The sequence below is a fragment of the Sphingobacterium thalpophilum genome, assembly GCF_901482695.1.
GTDB lineage: Bacteria > Bacteroidota > Bacteroidia > Sphingobacteriales > Sphingobacteriaceae > Sphingobacterium > Sphingobacterium thalpophilum.
In genome coordinates this window covers 3,408,920-3,430,496 of sequence record NZ_LR590484.1, presented here as the reverse complement: position 1 = coordinate 3,430,496, position 21,577 = coordinate 3,408,920, and the positions used below count along the sequence as shown (strand labels likewise).

At 51.6% G+C, this 21,577-nt stretch carries 22 protein-coding genes; 6 read left to right on the top strand and 16 right to left on the bottom strand.

From position 1 onward, the window contains the following. Positions 1 to 199 precede the first annotated feature (199 nt). The 3 genes from FGL37_RS14255 to FGL37_RS14245 all read right to left on the bottom strand — a co-directional run bounded on the left by FGL37_RS14255 (position 200) and on the right by FGL37_RS14245 (position 1,916). On the bottom strand, positions 200 to 715 hold the full coding sequence (locus FGL37_RS14255) for a DsbA family protein (RefSeq protein WP_028069762.1): 516 nt from the start codon (positions 713 to 715) through the stop codon (positions 200 to 202). A 2-nt stretch (positions 716 to 717) separates the two neighbouring features. After that, positions 718 to 1,179 (bottom strand): redoxin domain-containing protein, encoded by a 462-nt coding sequence (locus FGL37_RS14250; RefSeq protein WP_028069761.1) that lies wholly within the window; start codon positions 1,177 to 1,179, stop codon positions 718 to 720. Between the two features lie 185 nt (positions 1,180 to 1,364). After that, complete coding sequence (locus FGL37_RS14245) at positions 1,365 to 1,916, bottom strand: putative antibiotic biosynthesis monooxygenase (protein WP_028069760.1); 552 nt, start codon at positions 1,914 to 1,916, stop codon at positions 1,365 to 1,367. Positions 1,917 to 2,139: 223 nt separating this feature from the next. Here FGL37_RS14245 and FGL37_RS14240 point away from each other — a divergent pair, with 223 nt between their 5' ends. Together FGL37_RS14240 and FGL37_RS14235 are read left to right on the top strand one after the other, a co-directional pair. Continuing rightward, on the top strand, positions 2,140 to 2,976 hold the full coding sequence (locus tag FGL37_RS14240; protein ID WP_028069759.1) for an SDR family NAD(P)-dependent oxidoreductase: 837 nt from the start codon (positions 2,140 to 2,142) through the stop codon (positions 2,974 to 2,976). Next, positions 2,930 to 3,952 (top strand): helix-turn-helix domain-containing protein, encoded by a 1,023-nt coding sequence (locus tag FGL37_RS14235; protein ID WP_317132240.1) that lies wholly within the window; start codon positions 2,930 to 2,932, stop codon positions 3,950 to 3,952. Before FGL37_RS14240 ends, FGL37_RS14235 begins: the two co-directional genes overlap by 47 nt. Positions 3,953 to 3,995: 43 nt before the next feature. Here FGL37_RS14235 and FGL37_RS14230 read toward each other — a convergent pair whose 3' ends face one another. Next, positions 3,996 to 4,520, bottom strand: coding sequence for a hypothetical protein (locus FGL37_RS14230; protein WP_028069757.1), 525 nt, complete (start codon positions 4,518 to 4,520; stop codon positions 3,996 to 3,998). Positions 4,521 to 4,743: 223 nt separating this feature from the next. Between FGL37_RS14230 and FGL37_RS14225 the strand changes: the two genes are divergently transcribed. After that, positions 4,744 to 5,442: a Crp/Fnr family transcriptional regulator gene (locus FGL37_RS14225; protein ID WP_028069756.1), complete on the top strand. Its 699-nt coding sequence runs from the start codon at positions 4,744 to 4,746 to the stop codon at positions 5,440 to 5,442. A 72-nt stretch (positions 5,443 to 5,514) separates the two neighbouring features. Here FGL37_RS14225 and FGL37_RS14220 read toward each other — a convergent pair whose 3' ends face one another. From FGL37_RS14220 to nirB, 4 genes are read right to left on the bottom strand one after another with little or no spacing between them, the layout of a single operon-like run. After that, positions 5,515 to 5,919, bottom strand: a complete 405-nt coding sequence (locus tag FGL37_RS14220) for a hypothetical protein (RefSeq protein WP_028069755.1) — start codon at positions 5,917 to 5,919, stop codon at positions 5,515 to 5,517. Positions 5,920 to 5,926: 7 nt separating this feature from the next. Next, complete coding sequence (locus FGL37_RS14215; RefSeq protein WP_028069754.1) at positions 5,927 to 6,733, bottom strand: formate/nitrite transporter family protein; 807 nt, start codon at positions 6,731 to 6,733, stop codon at positions 5,927 to 5,929. 44 nt (positions 6,734 to 6,777) lie between these two features. Further along, positions 6,778 to 7,125, bottom strand: a complete 348-nt coding sequence (gene nirD, locus FGL37_RS14210; protein WP_028069753.1) for a nitrite reductase small subunit NirD — start codon at positions 7,123 to 7,125, stop codon at positions 6,778 to 6,780. Between the two features lie 32 nt (positions 7,126 to 7,157). Next, a complete protein-coding gene (nirB, locus tag FGL37_RS14205) occupies positions 7,158 to 9,674 on the bottom strand; it encodes a nitrite reductase large subunit NirB (RefSeq protein WP_028069752.1) in 2,517 nt (838 codons plus the stop codon). Positions 9,675 to 9,875: 201 nt separating this feature from the next. Between nirB and cobA the strand changes: the two genes are divergently transcribed. Beyond that, complete coding sequence (gene cobA / locus FGL37_RS14200) at positions 9,876 to 10,649, top strand: uroporphyrinogen-III C-methyltransferase (RefSeq protein ID WP_028069751.1); 774 nt, start codon at positions 9,876 to 9,878, stop codon at positions 10,647 to 10,649. 56 nt (positions 10,650 to 10,705) lie between these two features. Here cobA and FGL37_RS14195 read toward each other — a convergent pair whose 3' ends face one another. The 6 genes from FGL37_RS14195 to FGL37_RS14170 form a co-directional block, all read right to left on the bottom strand. Further along, on the bottom strand, positions 10,706 to 11,266 hold the full coding sequence (locus FGL37_RS14195; RefSeq protein WP_081817853.1) for a DUF4468 domain-containing protein: 561 nt from the start codon (positions 11,264 to 11,266) through the stop codon (positions 10,706 to 10,708). A gap of 208 nt (positions 11,267 to 11,474) precedes the next feature. After that, positions 11,475 to 12,074, bottom strand: a complete 600-nt coding sequence (locus FGL37_RS14190) for a hypothetical protein (RefSeq protein ID WP_028069749.1) — start codon at positions 12,072 to 12,074, stop codon at positions 11,475 to 11,477. 241 nt (positions 12,075 to 12,315) lie between these two features. Then, on the bottom strand, positions 12,316 to 12,582 hold the full coding sequence (locus FGL37_RS14185; RefSeq protein WP_028069748.1) for a hypothetical protein: 267 nt from the start codon (positions 12,580 to 12,582) through the stop codon (positions 12,316 to 12,318). Between the two features lie 167 nt (positions 12,583 to 12,749). Then, positions 12,750 to 13,340: an NAD(P)H-dependent oxidoreductase gene (locus FGL37_RS14180; protein WP_028069747.1), complete on the bottom strand. Its 591-nt coding sequence runs from the start codon at positions 13,338 to 13,340 to the stop codon at positions 12,750 to 12,752. Positions 13,341 to 13,417: 77 nt separating this feature from the next. Next, on the bottom strand, positions 13,418 to 14,242 hold the full coding sequence (locus FGL37_RS14175; RefSeq protein WP_028069746.1) for an AraC family transcriptional regulator: 825 nt from the start codon (positions 14,240 to 14,242) through the stop codon (positions 13,418 to 13,420). Between the two features lie 174 nt (positions 14,243 to 14,416). Further along, positions 14,417 to 14,704 (bottom strand): hypothetical protein, encoded by a 288-nt coding sequence (locus FGL37_RS14170; RefSeq protein ID WP_028069745.1) that lies wholly within the window; start codon positions 14,702 to 14,704, stop codon positions 14,417 to 14,419. A gap of 301 nt (positions 14,705 to 15,005) precedes the next feature. Here FGL37_RS14170 and FGL37_RS14165 point away from each other — a divergent pair, with 301 nt between their 5' ends. Together FGL37_RS14165 and FGL37_RS14160 are read left to right on the top strand one after the other, a co-directional pair. Next, a complete protein-coding gene (locus FGL37_RS14165) occupies positions 15,006 to 15,803 on the top strand; it encodes a helix-turn-helix domain-containing protein (protein WP_028069744.1) in 798 nt (265 codons plus the stop codon). A 62-nt stretch (positions 15,804 to 15,865) separates the two neighbouring features. Then, a complete protein-coding gene (locus FGL37_RS14160) occupies positions 15,866 to 16,690 on the top strand; it encodes a hypothetical protein (protein ID WP_028069743.1) in 825 nt (274 codons plus the stop codon). A gap of 125 nt (positions 16,691 to 16,815) precedes the next feature. Here the strand turns inward: FGL37_RS14160 and FGL37_RS14155 are convergent, their stop codons facing one another. Then, positions 16,816 to 19,827, bottom strand: a complete 3,012-nt coding sequence (locus FGL37_RS14155) for a SusC/RagA family TonB-linked outer membrane protein (protein ID WP_028069742.1) — start codon at positions 19,825 to 19,827, stop codon at positions 16,816 to 16,818. A gap of 59 nt (positions 19,828 to 19,886) precedes the next feature. Then, positions 19,887 to 21,569 (bottom strand): RagB/SusD family nutrient uptake outer membrane protein, encoded by a 1,683-nt coding sequence (locus FGL37_RS14150; RefSeq protein WP_028069741.1) that lies wholly within the window; start codon positions 21,567 to 21,569, stop codon positions 19,887 to 19,889. Between the last annotated feature and the right edge of the window lie 8 nt (positions 21,570 to 21,577).

The following is a 21,577-nucleotide window of genomic DNA, read 5'->3' as shown; positions in this document are numbered from 1 at the left end:
TTTCCTTTGGTTCATAATTTACCGTAATGTTAAGAAATATTTAATTAATAACCATACAAAACCAAAAGAAACCCTAACCAGCAACGTGTACTTAACCCTAATTTAATCTTCGGGAAGCAAAATTTTAAAAAACACGGTCATTATTATAGGCAGACCACACTGGGATTTGGGCCTTTCTTCAGCAGCGTACCGAACCCTATTAGATCCGGTTTTCGTTGAGCATCCGCACAAGATCTTCGGCGCCCCCATCGAACTTTTGACCATTGACGAAAAAGGTCGGCGTCCCATTCACCCCGCTCATCATACCGCTTTCAAAATCGGCATCGATCTTTTCCTCGATTCCCTCGTCCTCCAGGTCGGACCTGAATTTTTCCATATCCACCCCCAGCTGCTCAGCGAGGTCGGACAGGAGACGGGTGCTCAGCGCATCCTGATGTTCATATATCCTATCGTGCATTTCCCAAAATTTCCCCTGCCTGCTGGCCGCTTCGGCCGCACGCGCCGCAGGACGGGCATATGGATGCATTTCTGAGAGTGGAAAATTACGGAATACAAAACGGATCTGCTCCCCCAGCTCAGCCATCATCGGCTTCAAAACACCATGCGCAGCAGCACAATGTGGGCATTGGTAATCCCCATATTCGACAATCGTGAGATCAGCTTGTTGATTTCCCTGCGAATGGTCAGCATTGCTGACCTTTGGTCTGAGTGCCATAATTAATTTGATTTAAGGTTTTCTAACGCTTCTATAATACCATCGGCACCGGGATTTACCGCGGTCGGTGACAAGTAATTCCATTGGATCACCCCTTCCTTGTCGATCACAAACAGGGCCCGTTTGCATTCCCCTTCTTCCTCGTCATAGACACCGTATTTTTTGGCTACCGCGCCCTTTTCCTCAAAATCAGCCAGCAATGGAAAATGCAGATTGCGAGACTGTGCAAAGGCCAGGTGGCACCATTTGCTGTCTACAGAAATTCCCAGAATTTCAGCATCATATTTCTTAAAATATTTGAGCATTTCATTATATAAGGCCATCTGATCGCTACAGACCGGACTCCAGTCGGCAGGATAAAAGGCAAGGACAACATTCTTTCCCTTAAACTCAGACAGTTTGATTTTCTGATCGGGGGTCGCGTACAAGGTAAAATCCGGCGCCACGTCGTTTTTTTGTAACATACTAAGGTATTTAAAGTTCAACCATTCTCCGGAGCTACAGGTGATCCTACTGATCTCCATTGGCCCCGGTCCATAAAACAAAGTCTTGTCGAGTAAAAATTGTTTTATTTACTTGACGATCGTTTCAATACCTTGCACCTCAGCGACGGACAATCCGCCTCAGGGACAGTCCACCCTAAGGACCGTTACTTGTTTAACCATCTCCGTATCATTCTGGTATAATTGGGCATGACCAGGTAGACCATTAGAAAAACGATGCTCCCCGAAATCAGTAATCCATCCAAAAGACGATTTTGCGGAATATGCAGCTCACGAAAGAGAGGTAGCAGGAGCAAGGGCATAAGCAATGAGAGCGGGTAAATGGCCGACCAGGTCACCAGGTATTGTTTCCAGCGGCGCGGCACCCTACCGGTCGGTTCCGGCGTTTCAAAAAGGAATTCGAGACCGGATCTGATTTGATAACGATCATTCTGACGGAATAAGGGAGAGGCCTTTTCGATCATTCTTTTGCGGGTATCCGACTCCATCCAAGTTTTTAGATTGTCCACGGTATCGAATCTAATGATCACCGTGTAGACAAAGGTCAGCTTGGGAATAGGTCTAATGACCTGCAGATCGATAAATCCCGCTGCATGTTTGGTAAGCGGAACAATTTCTGCCAGCCATTCATCATATTCATGTTGTCTGTCATCCAGAATGTGATGCGTTATGACAACCGAGGCTCCTTGATTTTCCATATTTTTTGTTTAGTTGATTCATTTACACCCAGCGAACCCTATTTCTGCACACTCCAGCCAGTGCATATGTGGGAACCGAAATAGGGATTGCTCTTCACACGTACAATTATCGTTAAAAAACATCAAATCCACGATTTTGCTACGAGATCCGTTGATCTGACTACATCCGCATTTGGGCAAATTATCACTTTTGTATCAACACAATATTTTAAAGAAAACAGTTATGGAAACACAAAAAGTATGGTTTGTCACCGGAGCCTCCAAAGGGCTGGGACTATACCTCGTCAAAGAACTTCTGAATCAGGGTTATCAGGTGGTGGCGACCTCCCGCACGCGGCAGGCATTAAGCGATGCTGTGGGCGATCACCCCAACTTCCTGCCGCTCGAAGTCAATCTCACCGACGATGCAGCTGTCGCAGGCGCCGTATCTTCGGCTATCGATTATTTCGGACGGATCGATGTACTGGTCAACAATGCCGGTTACGGGCAGATCGGAGCCATCGAAGAGCTCAGCGATGCGGAGGCGAGGCGCAACTTTGACATCAATGTTTTCGGATCACTCAATGCTATCCGCCACATCGCCCCGCAGCTCCGTCAGCAGCAGTCGGGACATATCTTTAACATCGCCTCGATCGGCGGCTTTGCCGGCAACTTTCCCGCTTTTGGCGTGTACTGCGCAACCAAGTTTGCCGTTGCCGGATTCACAGAAGCACTGGCAGAAGAGATGGCACCATTTGGCGTGCACACCACCTTGGTGTACCCCGGATATTTTAGGACAGACTTCCTGCGTTCGGGCTCCATCCAGACACCGGCACAGCCTATTGCGGCTTATGTCACCGCCAGACAGTCCGAAGCAACACATCTGCAGGAGATCAACGGCAACCAGAGCAACGATCCGCAAAAAGCGGCCACAGTCCTCATTCAGCTCAGCAAGCTGGAACAGCCGCCGGTACATTTTATGATGGGTGCCGATGCCTATGACATGGCCAAAAAGAAAATCAGCCTGATGGCCGATGAGATCGAGAAGTGGAAATCCTATACGGTATCCACAGGTTATTGATCTCTCCTATGGCCGCTCGCTGACACAGCTTCATGAATCGGTAAAAATAGTAAATTTGTATATGGACACTACATTTCGCTTTCATTCGCTTTCGGAGTTCCACCAATTCTGTGGATTGCCCGGGCCCGAACATCCCCTGATCAGCCTGGTGGACTACAGCCAGGTAAAATATCCCATCAATGATTCGGAGATGAAATGGATACAGCATTTTTATTCGATCGGATTAAAGCGGAATGTAAATGCTCGTTTCAATTATGGTCAGCAGCAGTACGATTTTGATTCTGGCGTGCTGACCTTCGTTTCACCCCTGCAGTTTCTAAAAGTCGAAATCAATCCTGAGGTGCAGGTAGAACCCAGCGGCTGGATGCTGCTGATCCATCCCGACTTTCTGTGGAATAGCGAACTGGCACATACGATCAAGCGTTACGAATTTTTCCAGTACGAGGTTCATGAGGCCCTATTCCTTTCGGACAAAGAGGAAGCCATACTCGTCGATATCCTCCAAAATATCGAAAAAGAATATCAGTCCAATATCGACAAGTTCAGCCGCGAATTGATTATCAAGCAGATCGAACGCCTGTTGATCTACTCGGAGCGCTTTTACGAGCGACAGTTTATCACGCGTAAAAAATCGACGCAGGAACTGGTCACCCGGTTTGAGCAGCTGCTTTCCGCCCAATTTGATCGGGACAAGCTTCTGGATCAAGGTATCCCAACGGTTGCTTATCTGGCCCAGCAGCTCCACCTTTCACCCAATTATCTGGGCAGCTTGTTGCGGATCTACACGGGTCAGAACACACAGCAACATATACAGGGAAAAATGATCGAATACGCCAAAGAAAGGCTCAGCAACAGCCCACTTTCAGTCAGCGAAATTGCCTACGAACTGGGCTTTGAGCATCCGCAGTCGTTCAGCAAGGTATTCAAGAAGAACACCCAGCAGAGTCCGGTAGAGTTTAGGCAGTCTTTTCAGTAAGCCTCCGCGGAGACTACGATCTTTATGCATACGGATTCTGGGTCTAATCCGCGTAATAACCTTCCACACCAACCCCTATGGTCCAGAAAAACTTAGATTTTTCGAGGTCCTCAATCAGCATGTCAGCGTTTTCTTCATAATCGCCCTCCGCTTTTATCGACTCCATTTCTTCCTCGATATCCTCTTCGGTCAGCTGCCGCCACACGCCGACGGATATATTCAGAAAGGCATAGCAATATCCCGCTTCGCTGTCGTCGACCGGCCCCCTATTTTTTTCGCTCAGGATATTGAGCAGCTCATCCGCTTCCACCTGAAACGGGTTGACCCCATAGATACTGATTTCGGTTTTTTGGGGGTATGGTCCATTGATGCTTTCAATAAACTGCAGAAATCCAGCCTCGTTAAAATCCAGACGCAGCTCCAGGTCGTCGTAGTAATACTGGTCATCCAGCGCGTCGGACGGCGCTCCGAGGATAGCCTGCACTTCGGCGCGGCTTGCTCCCAGGGGCACCTGCCCAACATTTTCGATATGCATTCCGGCCAGCGGAATAAGTTCGATCTTTTTCATCCTTTAATCCGGTTATATTTACCTTCTATGAACATCAACTAGCCCTATAAAGTTAGGCAAAAAATGCCAGAGATACGCCCAAATCAGATCGTGTATCCGGGCGACAGCCTTTACACCGGGAAATCGGAGCATAAGCGGACAAAAAATATTTTCGATAGGAATTTCAGGGAATAGATAATACCTTTGAAGTGTAAAAACACATGACTGCCAAACCAAAAAATGGATGAAATCAAAAAAATCAACCACCTGTGACCACTCCTGCCTGATGTGCCGGCATGTACTGCAGGACTGGCTCGGACAGATAGATCTACACCGTAAACTTCTAAAAATAAAAAAAGGACAGCAGTTTATCCACGAAGGCACCACTGCCGAAGGCATCTATTTTGTACAGTCCGGACTTGTCAAAGTCCACCGACGGCTCGGCGACAAGGAAATGATCGTCCGCTTTGCAGGCCCCGGCGATATCGTGGGCCATCGTGGTGTATCCTCTGAACAGGCAGTATACCCCATTTCAGCCACGGCACTCGAAACCACGCAGCTTTGCTTTGTGGACCTGCCCTTTTTCCTGTCCACGCTACGCGTCAATCCCGAACTGAGCTACCGGCTCATGCTCTTTTTTGCCGACGAGCTCCAGCTGTCGGAACAGAAAATGTGCAATCTGTATCAGCTTACCGCAAAGAGCCGGCTGGCCTGGAGCCTGCTGTTGTTTCAGCGTGTTTTCGGTGCCGATGCAACCGACGGTTATATCGGATTTTCACCCAGCAAAAAAGACCTCGCAGCCTATATCGGCACTACCTACGAAACCTTGTACCGGATGCTCGCCGAGCTGTCTGAGCTGGCCGCCATACGCCTCGAAGGACGCCGGATCTTTATTCAGAATGCTGAACTGCTCCGCAGGCTTTCTGCCGACCAGACTTCGTAAAAAAGGGGAGCTGGTACCGTCGCGCGATAACTGTCTCCCCTGCGTAAATATTTCCCAATCTATACGTCAACGCTAAAATCTGTACCCCAGTCCTATCCCCGGCCGCCATTTTCCGTTCGACGTGCTGGTCTTGGCCGTGTAAAAGGCAGGCAGCTGCACGGCCAGGTGCCCAAATAGCAGCGTGAGGCCCACGCCCAGTGTCGGTGTCACAAATGCATTTTTGGGTTTGCCTTCTTCCACCTTATCTTCCTTGAGTTTCAGGGTCGGCAGCAGCCCCAGCATCAGACTGCGGCCCGGAGCAAAGGTATACTTGACCGCAGGGCCCGTACAGTTGATATAAGCACCAGCATCCGCGTAGCCTGCCACCACAACCCCTTCAAAGAGGCTGGCTTTGACGCTACTCTGCTGCGCCTGTGCAGCAGCAGTGAACACCAGCAAACTGGCCAGTGCCACCATTGTAAACCGTTTTATCATCATGCAGCGATTAAGATGCAGCAACTTTCTCCTTGCTGTGGTAGGTATAATAAATAGCCATTCCGGTAAACAGAAGTCCGCCCACAATGTTGCCGGCCGTCACGATCAGCTGATTGTACAGCCACCAGTCCGACACACTCACTTTCGCACCAAACATCATACCTGCCGGGATCACAAACATATTGACCACGGCATGCTCATAGCCCAGTGCAAAAAAGATAAAGATCGGAATCCCCGCAGCCAGAATTTTGCCCAGAGTGGACCTGGATGTCATCGACATCACCACCCCCATACACACCATCCAGTTGCAGAGGATGGCTTTGACAAAGGCCGAAAAGAGGCCGGCAGCGCCGTGGCTGCCGTAGCCAAGTGTTTTCTTCTCGCTGATGGCAATCAGGCTCTGCTCGATATTTCCCAGCTGACTGACCTGGCCGGTCTCGGTACTGGCTGCCCAAAACAGCAGCGCAAAGAGGACGCTGCCGATCAGGTTGCCCAAAAATACCCAGAGCAGGTTGCTGGCCATCGTCCTAAAGCCTACTTTTCCTTCAAACCAGGCCAGCGGCACCAGCGAAAAGCTCCCCGTCACCAGTTCCAGACCGAGGATCACGATGATCACAAAGCCGACAGGAAAAACAAAGGCACCGACCAGGCTGAGCCCCGTCTGCCCTGTAGCCAGCAGTGCCAGGGTCACCGAGATCGCCAGCAGCGCACCAGACAAGGCACCACGGATCAATAAGTCCCGGATCGGCAGTGACGATTTATAAATAGCGGTATTCATCATTGCTCCCGCAACTTCTTTCGGACTGATATAATCCATAATATATTTTTTTTAACGTTTATCACTCATTCCACAGCTGCCAGCTAGGCTGACATGCCAATATACACCCTGCCGTTTTCAACTTTTACCGGATAGGTTTTGATTGCACATTCATCGCCCGACAAGCATTCCCCAGTATCGAGGGCAAAGGTTTTCTTATGAAATGGACAGGCGACTTTAGGCGTTTCGCCCAGCGATCCGAGCATGCCCCGGCTCAGGATCATCTGCCGCTTGTGCGGACATTCGTTCTGGGTGGCATACCACTCGTTGCGGCGCGCGAAATAAAACAGGGCAATCTGTTCATTGTTTAATTTGAGGCATACTCCGCCGTTTTCAATGGCATCTTCGATGCGGCAGGCCTGCAGCCATTGCGTGTCTAATTGCGTTTCCATCTGATTGTTGTTTAAAGGGTTTTCAAAGTATGTTAGTACGTTTTCAGGTTCCAGTCAGCAGCCTTTTTCTGGCCGCGCATCATTTCAAAGCGGACCGTATCATCCTTCTCCTCAGGCGCATTGACAAAGTGGACAAAGCGTTTGCGGATGTTGGGATCCTCCACGGCGACTTTCCATTCACAGCGGTAGCTGTCCACCAGTTTCTGCATGTCATCTTCCCATTGTTCGGCCATACCCAGGCTATCGTTGACCACCACATTTCTGAGGTAGTCGATGCCGCCTTCCATCTTATTGAGCCAGGTAGCTGTGCGGGTCAGCGGATCTGCTGTGCGGATATAGAACATCAGGAAGCGGTCGATGTAGCGTATACAGGTTTCGCTGTCGATATCCGCTGCCAGCAGCAGCGCATGCTGAGGCTTACTGCCGCCATTGCCGCAGACATAAAGGTTCCAGCCTTTCTCGGTGGCGATGATCCCAAAATCCTTGCTCTGGGCCTCCGCGCATTCCCGGATACAGCCGCTGACGGCCGACTTGATCTTATGCGGTGCCCGCAGTCCGCGGTAGCGTTCCTCCACCCGGATGGCAAAGGAGACACTGTCGTGCAGCCCGAAGCGGCACCAGGTGCTCCCCACACAGCTTTTAACGGTCCGTAAGGCCTTCCCATAAGCATGCCCGCTCTCAAAACCCGCCGCGATGAGCTCTTCCCAGATAAACGGGAGGTCATTGAGATGTGCACCAAACAGATCAATGCGTTGTCCTCCCGTAATTTTTGTATACAGATTATATTTCTTGGCGACCTCACCGATCACGATCAGCTTGTCGGGTGTGATCTCACCCCCCGGTATGCGGGGCACCACCGAATAGGTCCCCCCTTTCTGAATATTGGCAAGGTAGCGGTCGTTGCTATCCTGCGCCACATCATTTCCTTTATCGAGGATCATCTCATTCCAGAGGCTGGCCAGCAGCGAAGACACAAGCGGCTTACACACTTCGCAGCCATGTCCCCTGCCCAGACTGTCCAGCACCTGGTCATAAGTCTTCAGTTCATGGATTTTAATAAGGTCATAAAGTTCCTGGCGACTTAGGTCAAAATGCTCACAGATGCTGCTCCGGATATACTTGCCCTGCTTTTTCATGGTATAATTGACCAAATCCTTGACCATGGGCACGCAGCCACCGCAGCCTGATCCCGCCTTGGTACATTTTTTTACGCCGTCGGCATTTTCACAGCCCTGCTGCATCACAGCATCGCAGATCTGTGCTTTGGTCACCCCTTCGCAGCTACAGATCAGCGCCTGGTCTGGCAGTGCCTCCAGCCCCGTGCCCGGAGTTTTGCTATCGCGCTGTTCGCCCAGCAGCAGCAATTCAGGATGCTCGGCCAGCGGCATATTGTTGTTCACCATCTGCAGCAGCATATTGTAGCTCGCCGCCTCGCCGACGAGGATACCACCCAGCAGGCGTGTACCGTCGGTACTGACATTGAGCCGCTTATAAATTCCTTTGTTGCGATCTTCCAGCAGGATGGTCCGTGCATAAGGCTCACTGACAAAAGGATCCCCGAAGCTAGCCACGTCAACCCCCAGCAGCTTGAGCTTGGTGCTCATATCAAATCCATGGAAGGCCTTTTCTTCGCCTACGATATGAGAAGCTGCGATCTCGGCCATTTCATAACCCGGCGCCACCAGCCCATAGATCATATCGTTGACCAGGGCACATTCGCCGATGGCATAGACTGCCGGATCCGAGGTCTGCATCTGCGCATTGACCAGGATGCCCCCGCGCTCACCGACGCTGAGCCCGGCTTTCCGGGCGAGTTCATCACGCGGACGGATACCCGCCGATATCACCAGCAGGTCGGTCTCCAGTACCGAACCATCCTGAAAGGCAATGCCCGTCAGGCGTCCGTCACCCAGTAGCTCCCGGGTAGACTTCTGCAGCAGACAGCTCAGCCCCAGCCCGGCCAACTTGCTTTGCAATAGTGCACTCGCACTGTCATCAATCTGCCTGGGCATCAGACGCGGCGCAAACTCGATCACGGCCGTTTCCGAGATCCCCAGATCGACCAGGGCCTTGGCCGCTTCCAGACCCAGTAGACCACCGCCCATGACAGCTCCTTTTCTGGCCCGGACCGCATAAGCTTTGATCAGCTCCAGATCTTCCACCGTACGGTATAAGAATACACCCTCCTTCTCTACACCCGGAATGGGTGGCACAAAAGCCGCAGAACCTGTCGCAAACACCAGGTAATCGTAAGGGACAGCCTCACCCTTTAGGGAGACCACCTCTTTCTTGTTCAGATTTACGTCAACAACAGGGTCATTGAGATGAATTTTGATATTATTTTCGGCATACCATTCATTTTTTGAGAGAAAAAGCTCTTCAAGAGATGAAATTTTGAAATAATCGGTCAAATGCACCCGATCATAGGCCCGAATTGGCTCTTCGGCGAATACAGTTATTTGCAAGTCGGCTGATTTTAACCTCAATTTTTCACAAATCTTATTACTAACCATACCATTTCCAACAATAACAATCTTTTTTCTTTCCATAACTCCTGTTTTTTTTTGATCTAAAAACCAATTTACTGATTTAACAACACTAATTTAGGTAATAAAAAATTAAAAAATCAACAAAAACATGATTTTTGTAATGTTTTTTCAATAAAAATTTCAAAATATTTTAATAAAACATGATTTATACCACATTTTTTAATACATTTACATATAAAACAAGACAAAAACAGTGTAACAATGAAAAAACTAAAGAAAAAATCGCTATTTATTGTCGGTTCTGGACCCGGAGACCCCGAATTGCTCACATTAAAAGCACATAAAGCCATAAAAAATGCGCAAGTCATCCTATTTGACAACTTAATTAATGAAGAAATACTAAAATTAGCACCCAAAAACTGCATAAAACACTATGTCGGCAAGCATCCTTATGGAGAATATGTACCTCAGGAAGAGATCAACGCACTCATTCTACAATACTGCGCACAATACGACCGGGTACTGCGCCTAAAAGGCGGCGACCCCTATCTCTTTGGCCGGGGCTTTGAAGAATGGCTGACCGTCAGGGATCAGGGTATAGACGTCATCTATATTCCCGGCATCAGCAGCATGCAGGGCGCAGGCCTCAACGATATCCCGCTGACGCACCGCGGTATCAGCGAAGGCGTCTGGGCATTGACCGGAATGAAGAAAGATGGCAGCTTGTCTGCAGACTTGCCACTGGCCGTACAAAGTCGCTCCACGGTTGTCATTTACATGGGCATGCGCAAGCTGGACGAGATTGCACGCACCTACGTGCTTTACGGAAGAGGCGATACGCCAGCAGCCGTCATACAACATGCCAGCCTACCCCAGCAAAGACAGGTAACCTGCAAAGTCAAGGACCTGGTGCGTGCCTGCCGTCAACAGGGACTCGGGCATCCGGCCATTATTGTGATCGGTGATGTGGTCAGCCTGCAACAGGCCGAAACACTTGCTGCCAGTGAGCAGTATAGGCAGATAGGAGGGCAATAAAAAAGCTCTCAAAAAATTTGAGAGCTTCATTATCTATATATTATTTGGGGTGTTTATCACCAATTGTCATTGGTCTTGCTACTGTTGATACTGTTGGCAATGGCCGCGATAAAGTCATTGATAAACTTCTCCAGGTCCTGCTGTGCCGCTTCCATTCTCACCTTACCACCTGTATTGAACATCGCTGTCTTTACCCACAGATTGCTTTTTTTGACCAGCGGGTACTCAATACCGTCGTAACCTTCGAGATACTTATAGTTGGGCGAAAAACGCATCCGGCCATCTTTAAAGTCCATGGTAATTTTGTAAAAGAAATCCAGATCCTTGCGCAGTCTGCCCCATGAAGTAACTTGCTTTTCCATCGCGTCGAGGACAATCTGCCCGCCCTCCACCTTGGTAATCACTTTTTCTGGCCTGTTGTACACTGAGTTTGCAAATTTCAGCACCGCCTTGTAAAGCTCCTGCTGTGATTTGCCGGGAAAGTTCAGAACCACATAATTTTTGGATTCGTCCGCCGCATCGACAAAATCATTTGGCGTTAATTTCATGGTTTGCGCCTGCGCGAACCCCATCACGATGCACAACGTAATAGCGAGAAAAATTTGTTTGATCGTCATAATACCATAGCTATTGAGTACGCCATCAGCAACATATATTATGCCAAAGTCAACAATATTTCTCGTTTAAATAAAATTTACCCAAGTGCGATAATTTTCATTCCACAGACCATACAGTCCCCTTTACCCCCATACAACCTACAAGCCACTCATCGTTAAGCGGATACACAAATCCAGGAAGCACAATCAGCGAAACGCGGCGTGCTGTCTAGGCCCCTTTGATCCGGGGATCGATCCAATAATGATCGTGTTCGGCATGGCTAAAGAACTCCATGGGCGTCACATGGCAGTCCATTGTATCCTGCAGTCCGCCGTCGGTATAGCTGACCACTTCTTCCGAAGGCAGTACCAGGCCGGTCAGGATCGCCCCTTCATCGAGGCAATACAGGTCCGAAAGCAGCACATTGATATGGTGGGTCACCACCCATTGCTGCATCTCTTCTTTCGTCACCCGCTTGACCTGTTCGGACAGAAAGCGCGCTTCTTCGATTTCCTTTTCGACACTGTCGGGAAAAAATAGACGCAAAAACGCTTCGTATTTGTCAAATTCTTTGGTACGGATGGCCTCATTGCGGAGAAACTGTTTTTCGCCCAGCTGACCGTACGCCGTGGTGTACTTACGTAAATCCAGCTCCGCCAGTTCCCGGTCAGACCAGCGTGCCAGTTCGGACAGGGCGTACACATCCGTGCCATGACCATCACACTGGTTGAGGTATTCCCAGATATCCCCCTCGACGACTTTCGGTTTCTTATGATCCAGGATATTGTATCCTTCAGCAATCCACTCTTCAATTTGTTCTCTTCTCATAGTGTTATTTTTTACTACATACGATGATGACGGTACCTATCCGCCAGCGCAGCAAGCTGTTTGCCCCGCGCCGCCGTGCAACGTCCATTTTATAAACAATAACGCCACAGCGATAGTTTCCCTTTCAACGAAAAAAGGCCGGGTGAACATGCGAAACCCGACCTTTAACTAAATTACTTTCAAATGGACTACCCTCAGGACATCCGCTAACAGCGAATAGTTTTAATTTTTTAAAAAAAAATTATTTCAGATTTCTGGCTTTTAGTTCTTCATCGACCATCCGCTCATCTTTGCCCAGATACTTATAAGCCAGCAAGGCTAACACCAGAGGCACAATCGTACTTAACCCAAGCCCGTTTTTTACGGCGCTGTAGACGGCCACACCAAAACAGAAGCCAATGATACAGGCATTGATAATCTTATTGGGCAGGGATTTTTTCTTTTTTTCCAGCAATTCGGCATCGGACAATTCGCCCAATGGCCTTGCATTCGTTTCGTTCGTTTCCATATCGGTTTTCATAAAAAGTCAGCGGCTCCTATAGCCTCGATGAAGATAGGGATTTTTTTTCGCATCCACCATTGGATATTCCACGTTACGGTACCGCCCCCCCCCCCCCGCCCTTGTTTTATCGCCTACATGTAATACGGACTGCTAACCTGACCGAATGTCAGGTCCTACAAAAATGCTTCCTGGATTGCATAAACCCCAGCGATTTCCTGCAGCCAAGTTTCGACACTCGCTGCCGCAGGGCGGTCCGCCCCATCAAAGAAGAAATGCTGTTTGATCTCCAGACCACAGTAGGCATAGATCCCCCGATCCGAGGTCAGCCGGAGCGCCCGGTCCATACCGATCTCCCCGTATTCGGACTTCGACTTGCCATGGGAATTGATGATATATACCGACTTGCCGCTCAGCAGCCCCTTTTGCACACCCTGATCGTAGCGGTACGCAAAGCCATAACTAAACACGCGGTCGATATAACCCTTCATGATCGCCGGCATACCCGTCCACCAGATCGGGTAAACAAAAGTCAGCGTATCTGCCCAGGAGATATATGCCTGCTCCTGCCGGACCTCATCGGCCACCCGGCCCTGCCGCTGCCCCTGCATATCCTCCAGCGAAAGTACCGGATTAAAATTCAATGCATACAGATCGCGGACGACAACCTCGTGTCCCTGCATGCGCAGCGCCGCTTCGGCTGTCTGTCTAAACTGATGGTTGAGGCTTTCCGGGTTGGGATGTGCATAAATAATCAGATGTTTCATATTCTTTTGTTTTATTTGAATGACTAAAACAAAAGTAGTGGAAGGCGGATCCGAAAAATTGTAAGAAAACGAAAAGCTTAGTCGGCCGTGGCCCGGCAGATATCCGTCTGCAACCGTAGGTATTTTTTAGGGGAGAGGTTCATAAAATGCCGGAAGTCGTGGATCAGCTGGCTCTGGTCGTAGTAGCCGCAGGCGCCAATGATTTCAAACCAGTCCACTTTATCGCCACTGGAGGCAAGCTGTTGCAGCAGGCCCACCGCTTTGATAAAGCGCTCGTAGCGGCCACGTTCCTTGGCGCTGTAGCCAAAGTACTTTTTGTGCATCAGCTGCACGTTGCGCTCCGTCTGTCCGATGCTGCCGGCGACGGACTTGATGACGCTTTGGGAGTCCGATTCGAATCCCGACAGCAGGGATGAAGCACCATCCTGCGGCTTCAGATACGGCCTGCAGAAGTCCAGGATGCCACCTACACGATCGGCTACGGCAGACATCGGATCCAGCTGATGCCATAGGCGGGCGAAGCAGTCGTCTGCCAAGGCATCGTTGGGATCTGCCGGCAGATGGTCCGACAGGCGGGCCTGTCCGAAAAAGCGGAAAAAGGCGTCAGCCTTAAAATTGACAACCAGAATCTCTGATCCGGGCGGCAGCGTATAGTCAAATGCCGTCTTTACCGGCCCCAGCACAATACACCTGTGCATTTCGGCCGCCGTCCCCTGCCGGGTATGCAGGACGGCCCTGCTGCCAAAATTAAAGACCATTATCGACTGAAAAGAGGGCATCAATGTTTTGGTCACGGGCTCCGTGCTGCGATTGGCGGCGAAGTAAAAATGCGAAAAGACGTCCGAAAATTCTTCCGGAACCGGCAATCGCACATCCTGATATGTTGAACTGCTGTTGGCCATCGTTGTTTGGTACGCTCAATTTATAAAAAATCTGCCTAAATCCAATCTTAACCCTATTTTGCCCGCGACTTTTGCCAATGTCAGCCTTTCATTAACATAGTGCAGATCGGGCCGTCGTATGCTGGTCGCAGCAGATTATGATTCGCCTCAGTTAAGCAGATACCCGCAAGGCAGTTATACCCTAAAGGTGAAAGTCAGCCCAATATAGAGCAGCAGGAGGCAAACCGGCAGGTAAAGCGCATTCAGAAAGAGCAGCAACAGACCCAACGTCGTCTTTCTCGAATTGATGGCCAGGGCAAGAGCCAGGATCACCAACACGAACAACAGGGTGATAACCGCCCCCTCAAGGTCGTTAACATACAGCTTCTCCTGATAGGTAAAAAGCACAATGGCCATAACGATATGCGCACCTGTCGCAATCAAGCTCAAATTGGCATTGGACATTATTTTGTTTTCGGACATGCACAAAGATAAAGATTTCGGCAACACCCGCAGCAGGACATGCTGAGCGAACGCGGTTTGTGCCCAATAACCGGGTGACACGGGCGCAACAAAAATAGCACGCCAGTCTGGGAAACTGGCGTGCTGTCATTTTACCTAATTTTATGAGAGCCCCTGTCGGGGATGATTGCTACGGTCTGAACATCTCCCGTACACAAAAAGTTTGAAAAAAAAATAAGTTAACTTACCGCTATCAGAATTCACGAAGCCCCTGTTGCGCGACTGACCCATTGTTCCGATATTTGCTTTTTTACATGCCGGCATGCAGTATTATCCCGTACCTGACAGTTTATCTCCATTGATCGAGTCCATCTGGTCGTTCGAAAGCCCGGAGCAGCTCCCCGAGCGCGAGCAGGCCCTGGTGATCCCGACCGGTAAATGCGTACTGCTGTGGAACTATCAAGGTACTTACGAGCATGTCGTGGACGACACGGTGTTTCATCATCCGCTGTACGACCTGCATCTGGTGGGCCCTCACAACAAAAATATTGTGCTCCGCGGTTCTGCCCCGGTCAGCTCCATCGGCATCACCTTCAGGCCCTATGGCTATTATGCCATCGCAGGTGCTGCCATGCCCACATTGGTCAACAGGGTAGCGTCCATCTCCCGCCTGAAGCAGGACGGCAGCATGGTACTGGACTCCTGCACTGGTGTGCCTGCGGACAGTATCGGTTCGCTGCTGCAGCTGCTGGCCGAGCGGATACAGTTTGCAGCCGATGGGCGCGTCATCAGCGCAGTGGATGCCATCGACCAGCATCAGGGCAATATCCGCATCCGGGAAGTCTTCGAAAATATTCCCGGCTCGCAGCGGCATCTCAATAAGCTGTTCAAGGAGCAGGTCGGCCTGACACCGAAAGAATATGCTTCCATCGTGCGCCTGCAGGCGATGTACAACCTCTATATCCGTGATCAGCAAAGGGAAAACAAAGACCATCTGTATGACCTTTACTATGACGAATCCCACTTCCTGCAAGACTTCCGCAAGGTATTCGCACAGCGGCCCCGGCAGTTTATGCTCGCCCCCAACCAGCTGGGCAATGCCTTCAACAAAAAACGGTAGGTCTACTTTTTCCTATTTTCCCATCCCGGAGTGCTGTTACTTTGCAAAAAAAACACACAATCATGCGATTAAAACACGTAACAGATACCGCCAGCGCCTTGCTGGCTTTCAAAGCGGCCGCAGGCTCCATTCCCTTTGCGGAAGAGGTAGCTGCCCATTTCGGCATCGAAAGCCCTGCCGCTCCGCAACAGGATTTTGGTTTCTGGGCCAGCGTGCTGCACTTCGAAATGCGGTACCGCTCCCTGGATTATTTTCTGGAAAAGACCGCAGCACCTACTGTACTCGAGCTCTCCGCGGGCTTCTCGTTGCGCGGTCTGGACTACGCCCGCAAGCACCCCGATGCCAGCTACATCGACACGGACCTGCCGGCCATCATCAGCCAGAAGAGTGAAATGCTGCGTACCATGCAGCAGGCTGTCCCGCAAAACCTGCAGTTACAGCCGCTCGACGTGCTGCACGCCGAAAGCTATCCGGAGAGCAGCAGCGAACTCGCCATCATCAATGAGGGGCTGCTGCTGTATTTCGACGACGCGGCCAAAAAACAGATCCTGCAGCATATCCGCAGGCTGCTTGAGCGGCAGGGCGGCACCTGGACCACCGCCGATATTTATATCCGGCATGAGACCCAGGCCGTGGGCAGCGACAGAGACGGACGATGGAACGATTTCTTCCGGAAAAACAACGTGCACGCCAACTACTTCGAGTCTTTCGACCATGCCGGGCAGTTCTTTTACGATCAGGGCTTCCGGGTACTCGAAAAGTACCCACCCGAATTTGACAAGTACAGTAGCCTGCCCAAGCTACTGGCGGCGGCCACGGGCGAACAGCTGGAGCTCCTCAAAAGCCGGGGCAAAGTCCAGGAAACCTGGCAGCTGGGACTGAGATAAGTCCCCCGCCCCAATGGCTGACCAGCAGCCTTTACATACAGCGGCCTACCTTCCGGAAATATACTCCGGAGGTAGGCCGCTCTGCTTGCTGCCTGATGCTCGCGCAACACCAATGTGCATCTAGCCTACAGGCCGATCTGGATCCCCAGATTCACAACGCGCTGGTTCTGGTAGGCGTCGCCGGCACTGTTGGCCGTCACCTCCGGATCCTGCTGGTACAGCGAATAGTTGGTCCAGGTCAGCAGGTTATACCCGCTGAGGTACAGACGTGCATTGTTGATTTTAAACGGCAGCCACCTGTTGGGCAGCTGATAGCCCAGCTCCACGGTTTTGAGCCGCAGATAAGTGGCATCAATCAGCCAGAAATCCGACATATAGGTCGAGGGGCTGTTGATGGTCGTGGGGTTGGTGGTCAGCCGCGGGAACTTGGCTGTCGCCGCGGTCTCCGGTGTCCACCGCTGCTGATGGATCGGCTGAAACTGACTCTGGAACGGCTCGATACCGCTGCCTCTGATGCTGAAGCTGTAGTCTGTGGTGCCCTGCAGCAGCACGTTGAAGCTAAAGCCCTTGTAGCTGCCGCCCAGGGTGAGGCCGAAACTCGTATTCGGAATATCGGGCCTGCCGATGACCGTCCGGTCGTAGTCATCGATGATACCATCGCCGTTCAGATCCTTATAGCGGAGGTCGCCCGGCTGCACCTGATAACCGCCCGAAGGCTTGGGGCTGTCGGCCATATTCTCTTCGGTATAAAAGCCGTCATACAGGTAGCCCAGAGGCTGGTTGATCTGCTGCCCGGTCAGGCGGAGCCAGGGAAATGCCGGTGCGGGTTCATCCTGAAACAGGATCTTATTCTTGAAGTAGGTCAGCACCCCCTTGATATTGTAATTAAACGCCCCGATATTGTTGTTGACGTTCAGCTCCAGCTCCAGCCCCCTGTTGCGCACACGCGCAATATTGGCCGGGGATACCCCCACCCCGATATGCTGGAACAGCGACTGGGAGGTCACCAGCTGATCATAGCGGATATTGTTGAAGTAATCCAGGGTCAACGAGAACTTATTTTTCCAGAGGTTGATATCGAGCCCCAGATCAAAAGACTTTTGCTTTTCCCAGGTCACGTTATCATTTCCCAGATTCCCTTCGGTGATAATCAGCGAAGGCTGGTGTGTCTCGCCAAAAGAATAGCTGCCCCCCTGGTTGTATACCTGTTGATAGAGGTAGCGGTCACCAATCACCTTGTCGGAACCCACGAGCCCGTACGAGGCCCGCAGCTTCAACAGCTCCACAAAGTCGAAGGCATCCTTAAAGAATGTTTCTTTGGCCAGGTTATAGCCGGCCGACACGGCCGGAAACAGCCCATAGCGCTGTGCCCCCCGAAAACGGTCCGAACCATTGTAGGCTGCTGTGGCATCCAGCAAAAACTTCTCTTTGTAATTGTAGCCCGCCCTGAAGGTGTAGCCCTCAAAATTCTGCGGGATCCAGTTGGTCTTCTGATCACCCTTGGTCTTGTACGACTCACGGTTGTACAGCAGCAGCCCCGTCACGCTGTGGTCGCCGAATGAACGCGCATAGTTAAAATTAGCCTGCACGTTCACACGGTTGTTATAATCGCCCTGATAGGCACGCAGCGTATAATTTCCGAGTACATAGGGCGCCCCGCCCTTTAACAGATAACCGTTGGTCGAGGGGTCGTAGCGGTACACCGGGATTTCGTCCCGGGCCTGCTCGCGGCCATTGGACTCGACGCTCGCATAGGCCACACGTGTCGAGAAAGACAGTCCCTGCAGCCAGCTATTGAGCTCCTGCGTACCGCCAAACAAGATGTTGAGGTCATTGCGCCGGTCCAGGCTGTAGCCCGAGGCGGCCAGCCGCGCATTGATCGTCGGCAGCAGTTCCTGTGTATCACTGGCATAGGCGAAAGAGCCGTCGGGATTCAGAAAAGGCGCCGACCAGGGTCTTATTTTGTTGAAATTAAACACTTCGCCGACGATATTTCCGGCCCGCGGGGAGTTGATCCGGTTAAAATTGGCCCGGAAGTCCAGCCGCAGCTTCAAGGTTTTAGTGGCCTGCACATCCAGGTTGGAACGCAGGTTAAAGCGGCGGTAGTAATAGTTGTTATTGACCTTGTCGCCCTCATTCTCAAAATGATACAGGTTACCGTTCTGCGAAAAGGCCCCTGCAGACACAAAGTACTTGACCGCTTCACCGCCACCGGTGATATCGATGTTGGTATTGTACTGCTGGCTGGAAGGCTTAAAAATACGCTCGTACCAGTTGACATCCGGATGGCCATACTTATCGTCGCCATTGCGGAAATGCGCCAGGTCCTCTTCCGTAAAAGGCTGATGGGAGTTATCTCCTACCGTATTGGCGATGGCCTCATTCCAGAGCAGGGCACTTTCGTAGGCATTGAGAAATTTGAGTTTGGTCACGGGACTCTGCAGTCCCGACTCTACCCGTGCATTGATCTTGGGCCTCCCCAGTTCGCCGCGCCGGGTCTTGACCACCAGCACGCCGTTGGCTCCCTTGATCCCAAAAACTGCAGTTGTGGAGGCGTCCTTCAGGATGGAGATGCTCTCAATTTCGTTGACATTGATCTGCGAAAGCTGTTCATAGGTATACTCAATATCATCGACAATGATCAGCGGCTGATTGCCTTCGGAATTGAGGGAGCTGACACCACGGATAAAGAAGTCCGAGGCATCCCGTCCGGGCTGCCCTGAGCGCTGCACCGACACAAATCCCGGCAGTCTGCCCGTCAGGGCGTTCTGCACGCTGGAGGTCGGTATCTGCCGGATATCGGCACCCTTGACCGAACTGACGGCCCCCGTGCTGGTCAGCTTCTTTGTGGTGCCGAAGCCCACGACCACCACCTCGTCGATATCCTGGCTGCTGGACTGCATGATGACTTCGATATTATCGCCGGGCCTGACCTTCCGCTGCTGCGTGTTGTAGCCGACGCTGCTGAACTGCAGCACCCTGCCTGCCGACAGCGTCAGCTTGAAGCGGCCGTTCTGGTCCGTCTGTGTCGCAGCACCCCCCTGTTCCTTGACCGACACCCCCGACAGGGGGCCCGTGCTGTTTTTGACGATCCCGCTGACCGACTGTGCATATATGATGAATGGTGATAGCACCATTACAACTAAAAGATAGATGCTCTTTTTCATGTCTGATTTCCTTTTTTTTGATGCACCGGCTACCAACCGGGATTCTGTATCATTTTCGGATTTTTGATGACCTCATAGAACGGAATCGGCGCCAGGTACATCTTTTTGTCAAAGACCATTTTCAGCAGCGGTACCGGCTGCCGGATAGTGCCCGTCCCTGTCTGGTAGATCCGCATGGCATGCAGCTGGGCATTGAAGTCCGTCTCTGCGGTCTTCCAGCGGCGCACATCATAAAAGCGGTGTTCCTCAAAGGCCAGTTCCTTTCTGCGTTCGTTGTGGATGATGTCGCGCATCTGCTCCCTGCTCAGTGCCGCCGGCAGCAGATACGGGCTGAGTCCGGCCCGCTGCCGCAGCTGCTCCACGGCACTGTACACCGCGGCATCCGGCCTGTCGAGCCGCTCGTTGCGCGCTTCGGCATAATTGAGCAGCACCTCCGCATAGCGGAATAGGATAAAGTCGTGGTTGACGTTGCTGTAGTTATTGAGGGTTTCGAAGCTACCCATAAACTTGCGCAGGTAGTATCCCGTCTTGGTCTGCTGCTTGGAGCCCCCCGGTTTGTCTGCACCGCCCTCAAAGGTCTGCACCGCGCGGTTTAGCCAGGGCGCACCATTATAGAATATGGTCGCATAAAAGCGGCTGTCGCGTCCCTGATAAGGATCCTCCGGGTCGTAGCCCGAGTTTTCGTCGTCGATCGCCAGGCCATTGGCCATGCCAAAGGCATCCACGAGCTCCTGCGTGGGGCTGGTCCGCCCGTTGTTGACCCCGTTGGCATAGCCTACCGGGCCATTGTTATTTTCGAAACTGGTGTTGTTGCCGCCCTGTTTCGAAAAGATACGCTCGTGGTTGCGGGTGATGAAGACATCCTTAAATGCCGGTTCCAGGCTGAACAGACCGAGGTCCATCAGTGCACGGGCAGCATTCTCCGCCGCCTGCCAGCGGGCGGCCGAATAGCTGGCGTATCCCGTCAGCTCATTTTGTCCATCGATGTTGCCCCCGTTAAACAAGGGGCTGGCCGCGTACAGCAGCACACGTGCTTTGAGCGCCATGGCTGCCGCCTTGGTGGGCCGGCCATAGAATGTCAGGTTGAAAGGATCCGTGCGCAGGCTGTCCATGGCCATGTCGCACTGCTGCACGATATAATTTACGCATTCCGCAAAACTGGCCCGCGGCAGCTCTATATCGTCGTTGAGCTGATATACTTTGTCGCCCAGCAGCGGCACGCCGCCATGGCGTTTGACCAGTTCAAAGTAAAATAGGGCCCGCAGAAACCGGGCTTCCGCCTTCCACACCCGTGGCATGGGCGTACCATTTTCCAGCTTGCCCTTGACCGGCACACGGTCGATATGCTGGATGAAGATACTCGTCCGGCGGATTCCCTGATACCAGGAGGACCAGAGGTTGTCCTGATAACTGTCGGCCGTATAGGTTCCCGTTGCCAGCTGCTGTACGGAGGTATTGGTCGGATTTGAGGATACCGCATCGTCAGTTGCCGCATCGAGAAAGTCGCCGCCCACGCGGTTGCCCAGGGCCGGCAAAAAACGGTAGCAGTCCGCCAGGAAGCGGCCCGCATTTACGCCCGCCGAATCGCGGCTGTCAAACACCTGGTCCAGGGTCTGCAGTTCTACAGGTTCGACTTCAAGGTCGCTCTCGCAGGCAAATACCAGGAGGGCTACCGCAGACAGGGCGATCCATTTAAACGGATTATAGTTCATAACGTCAA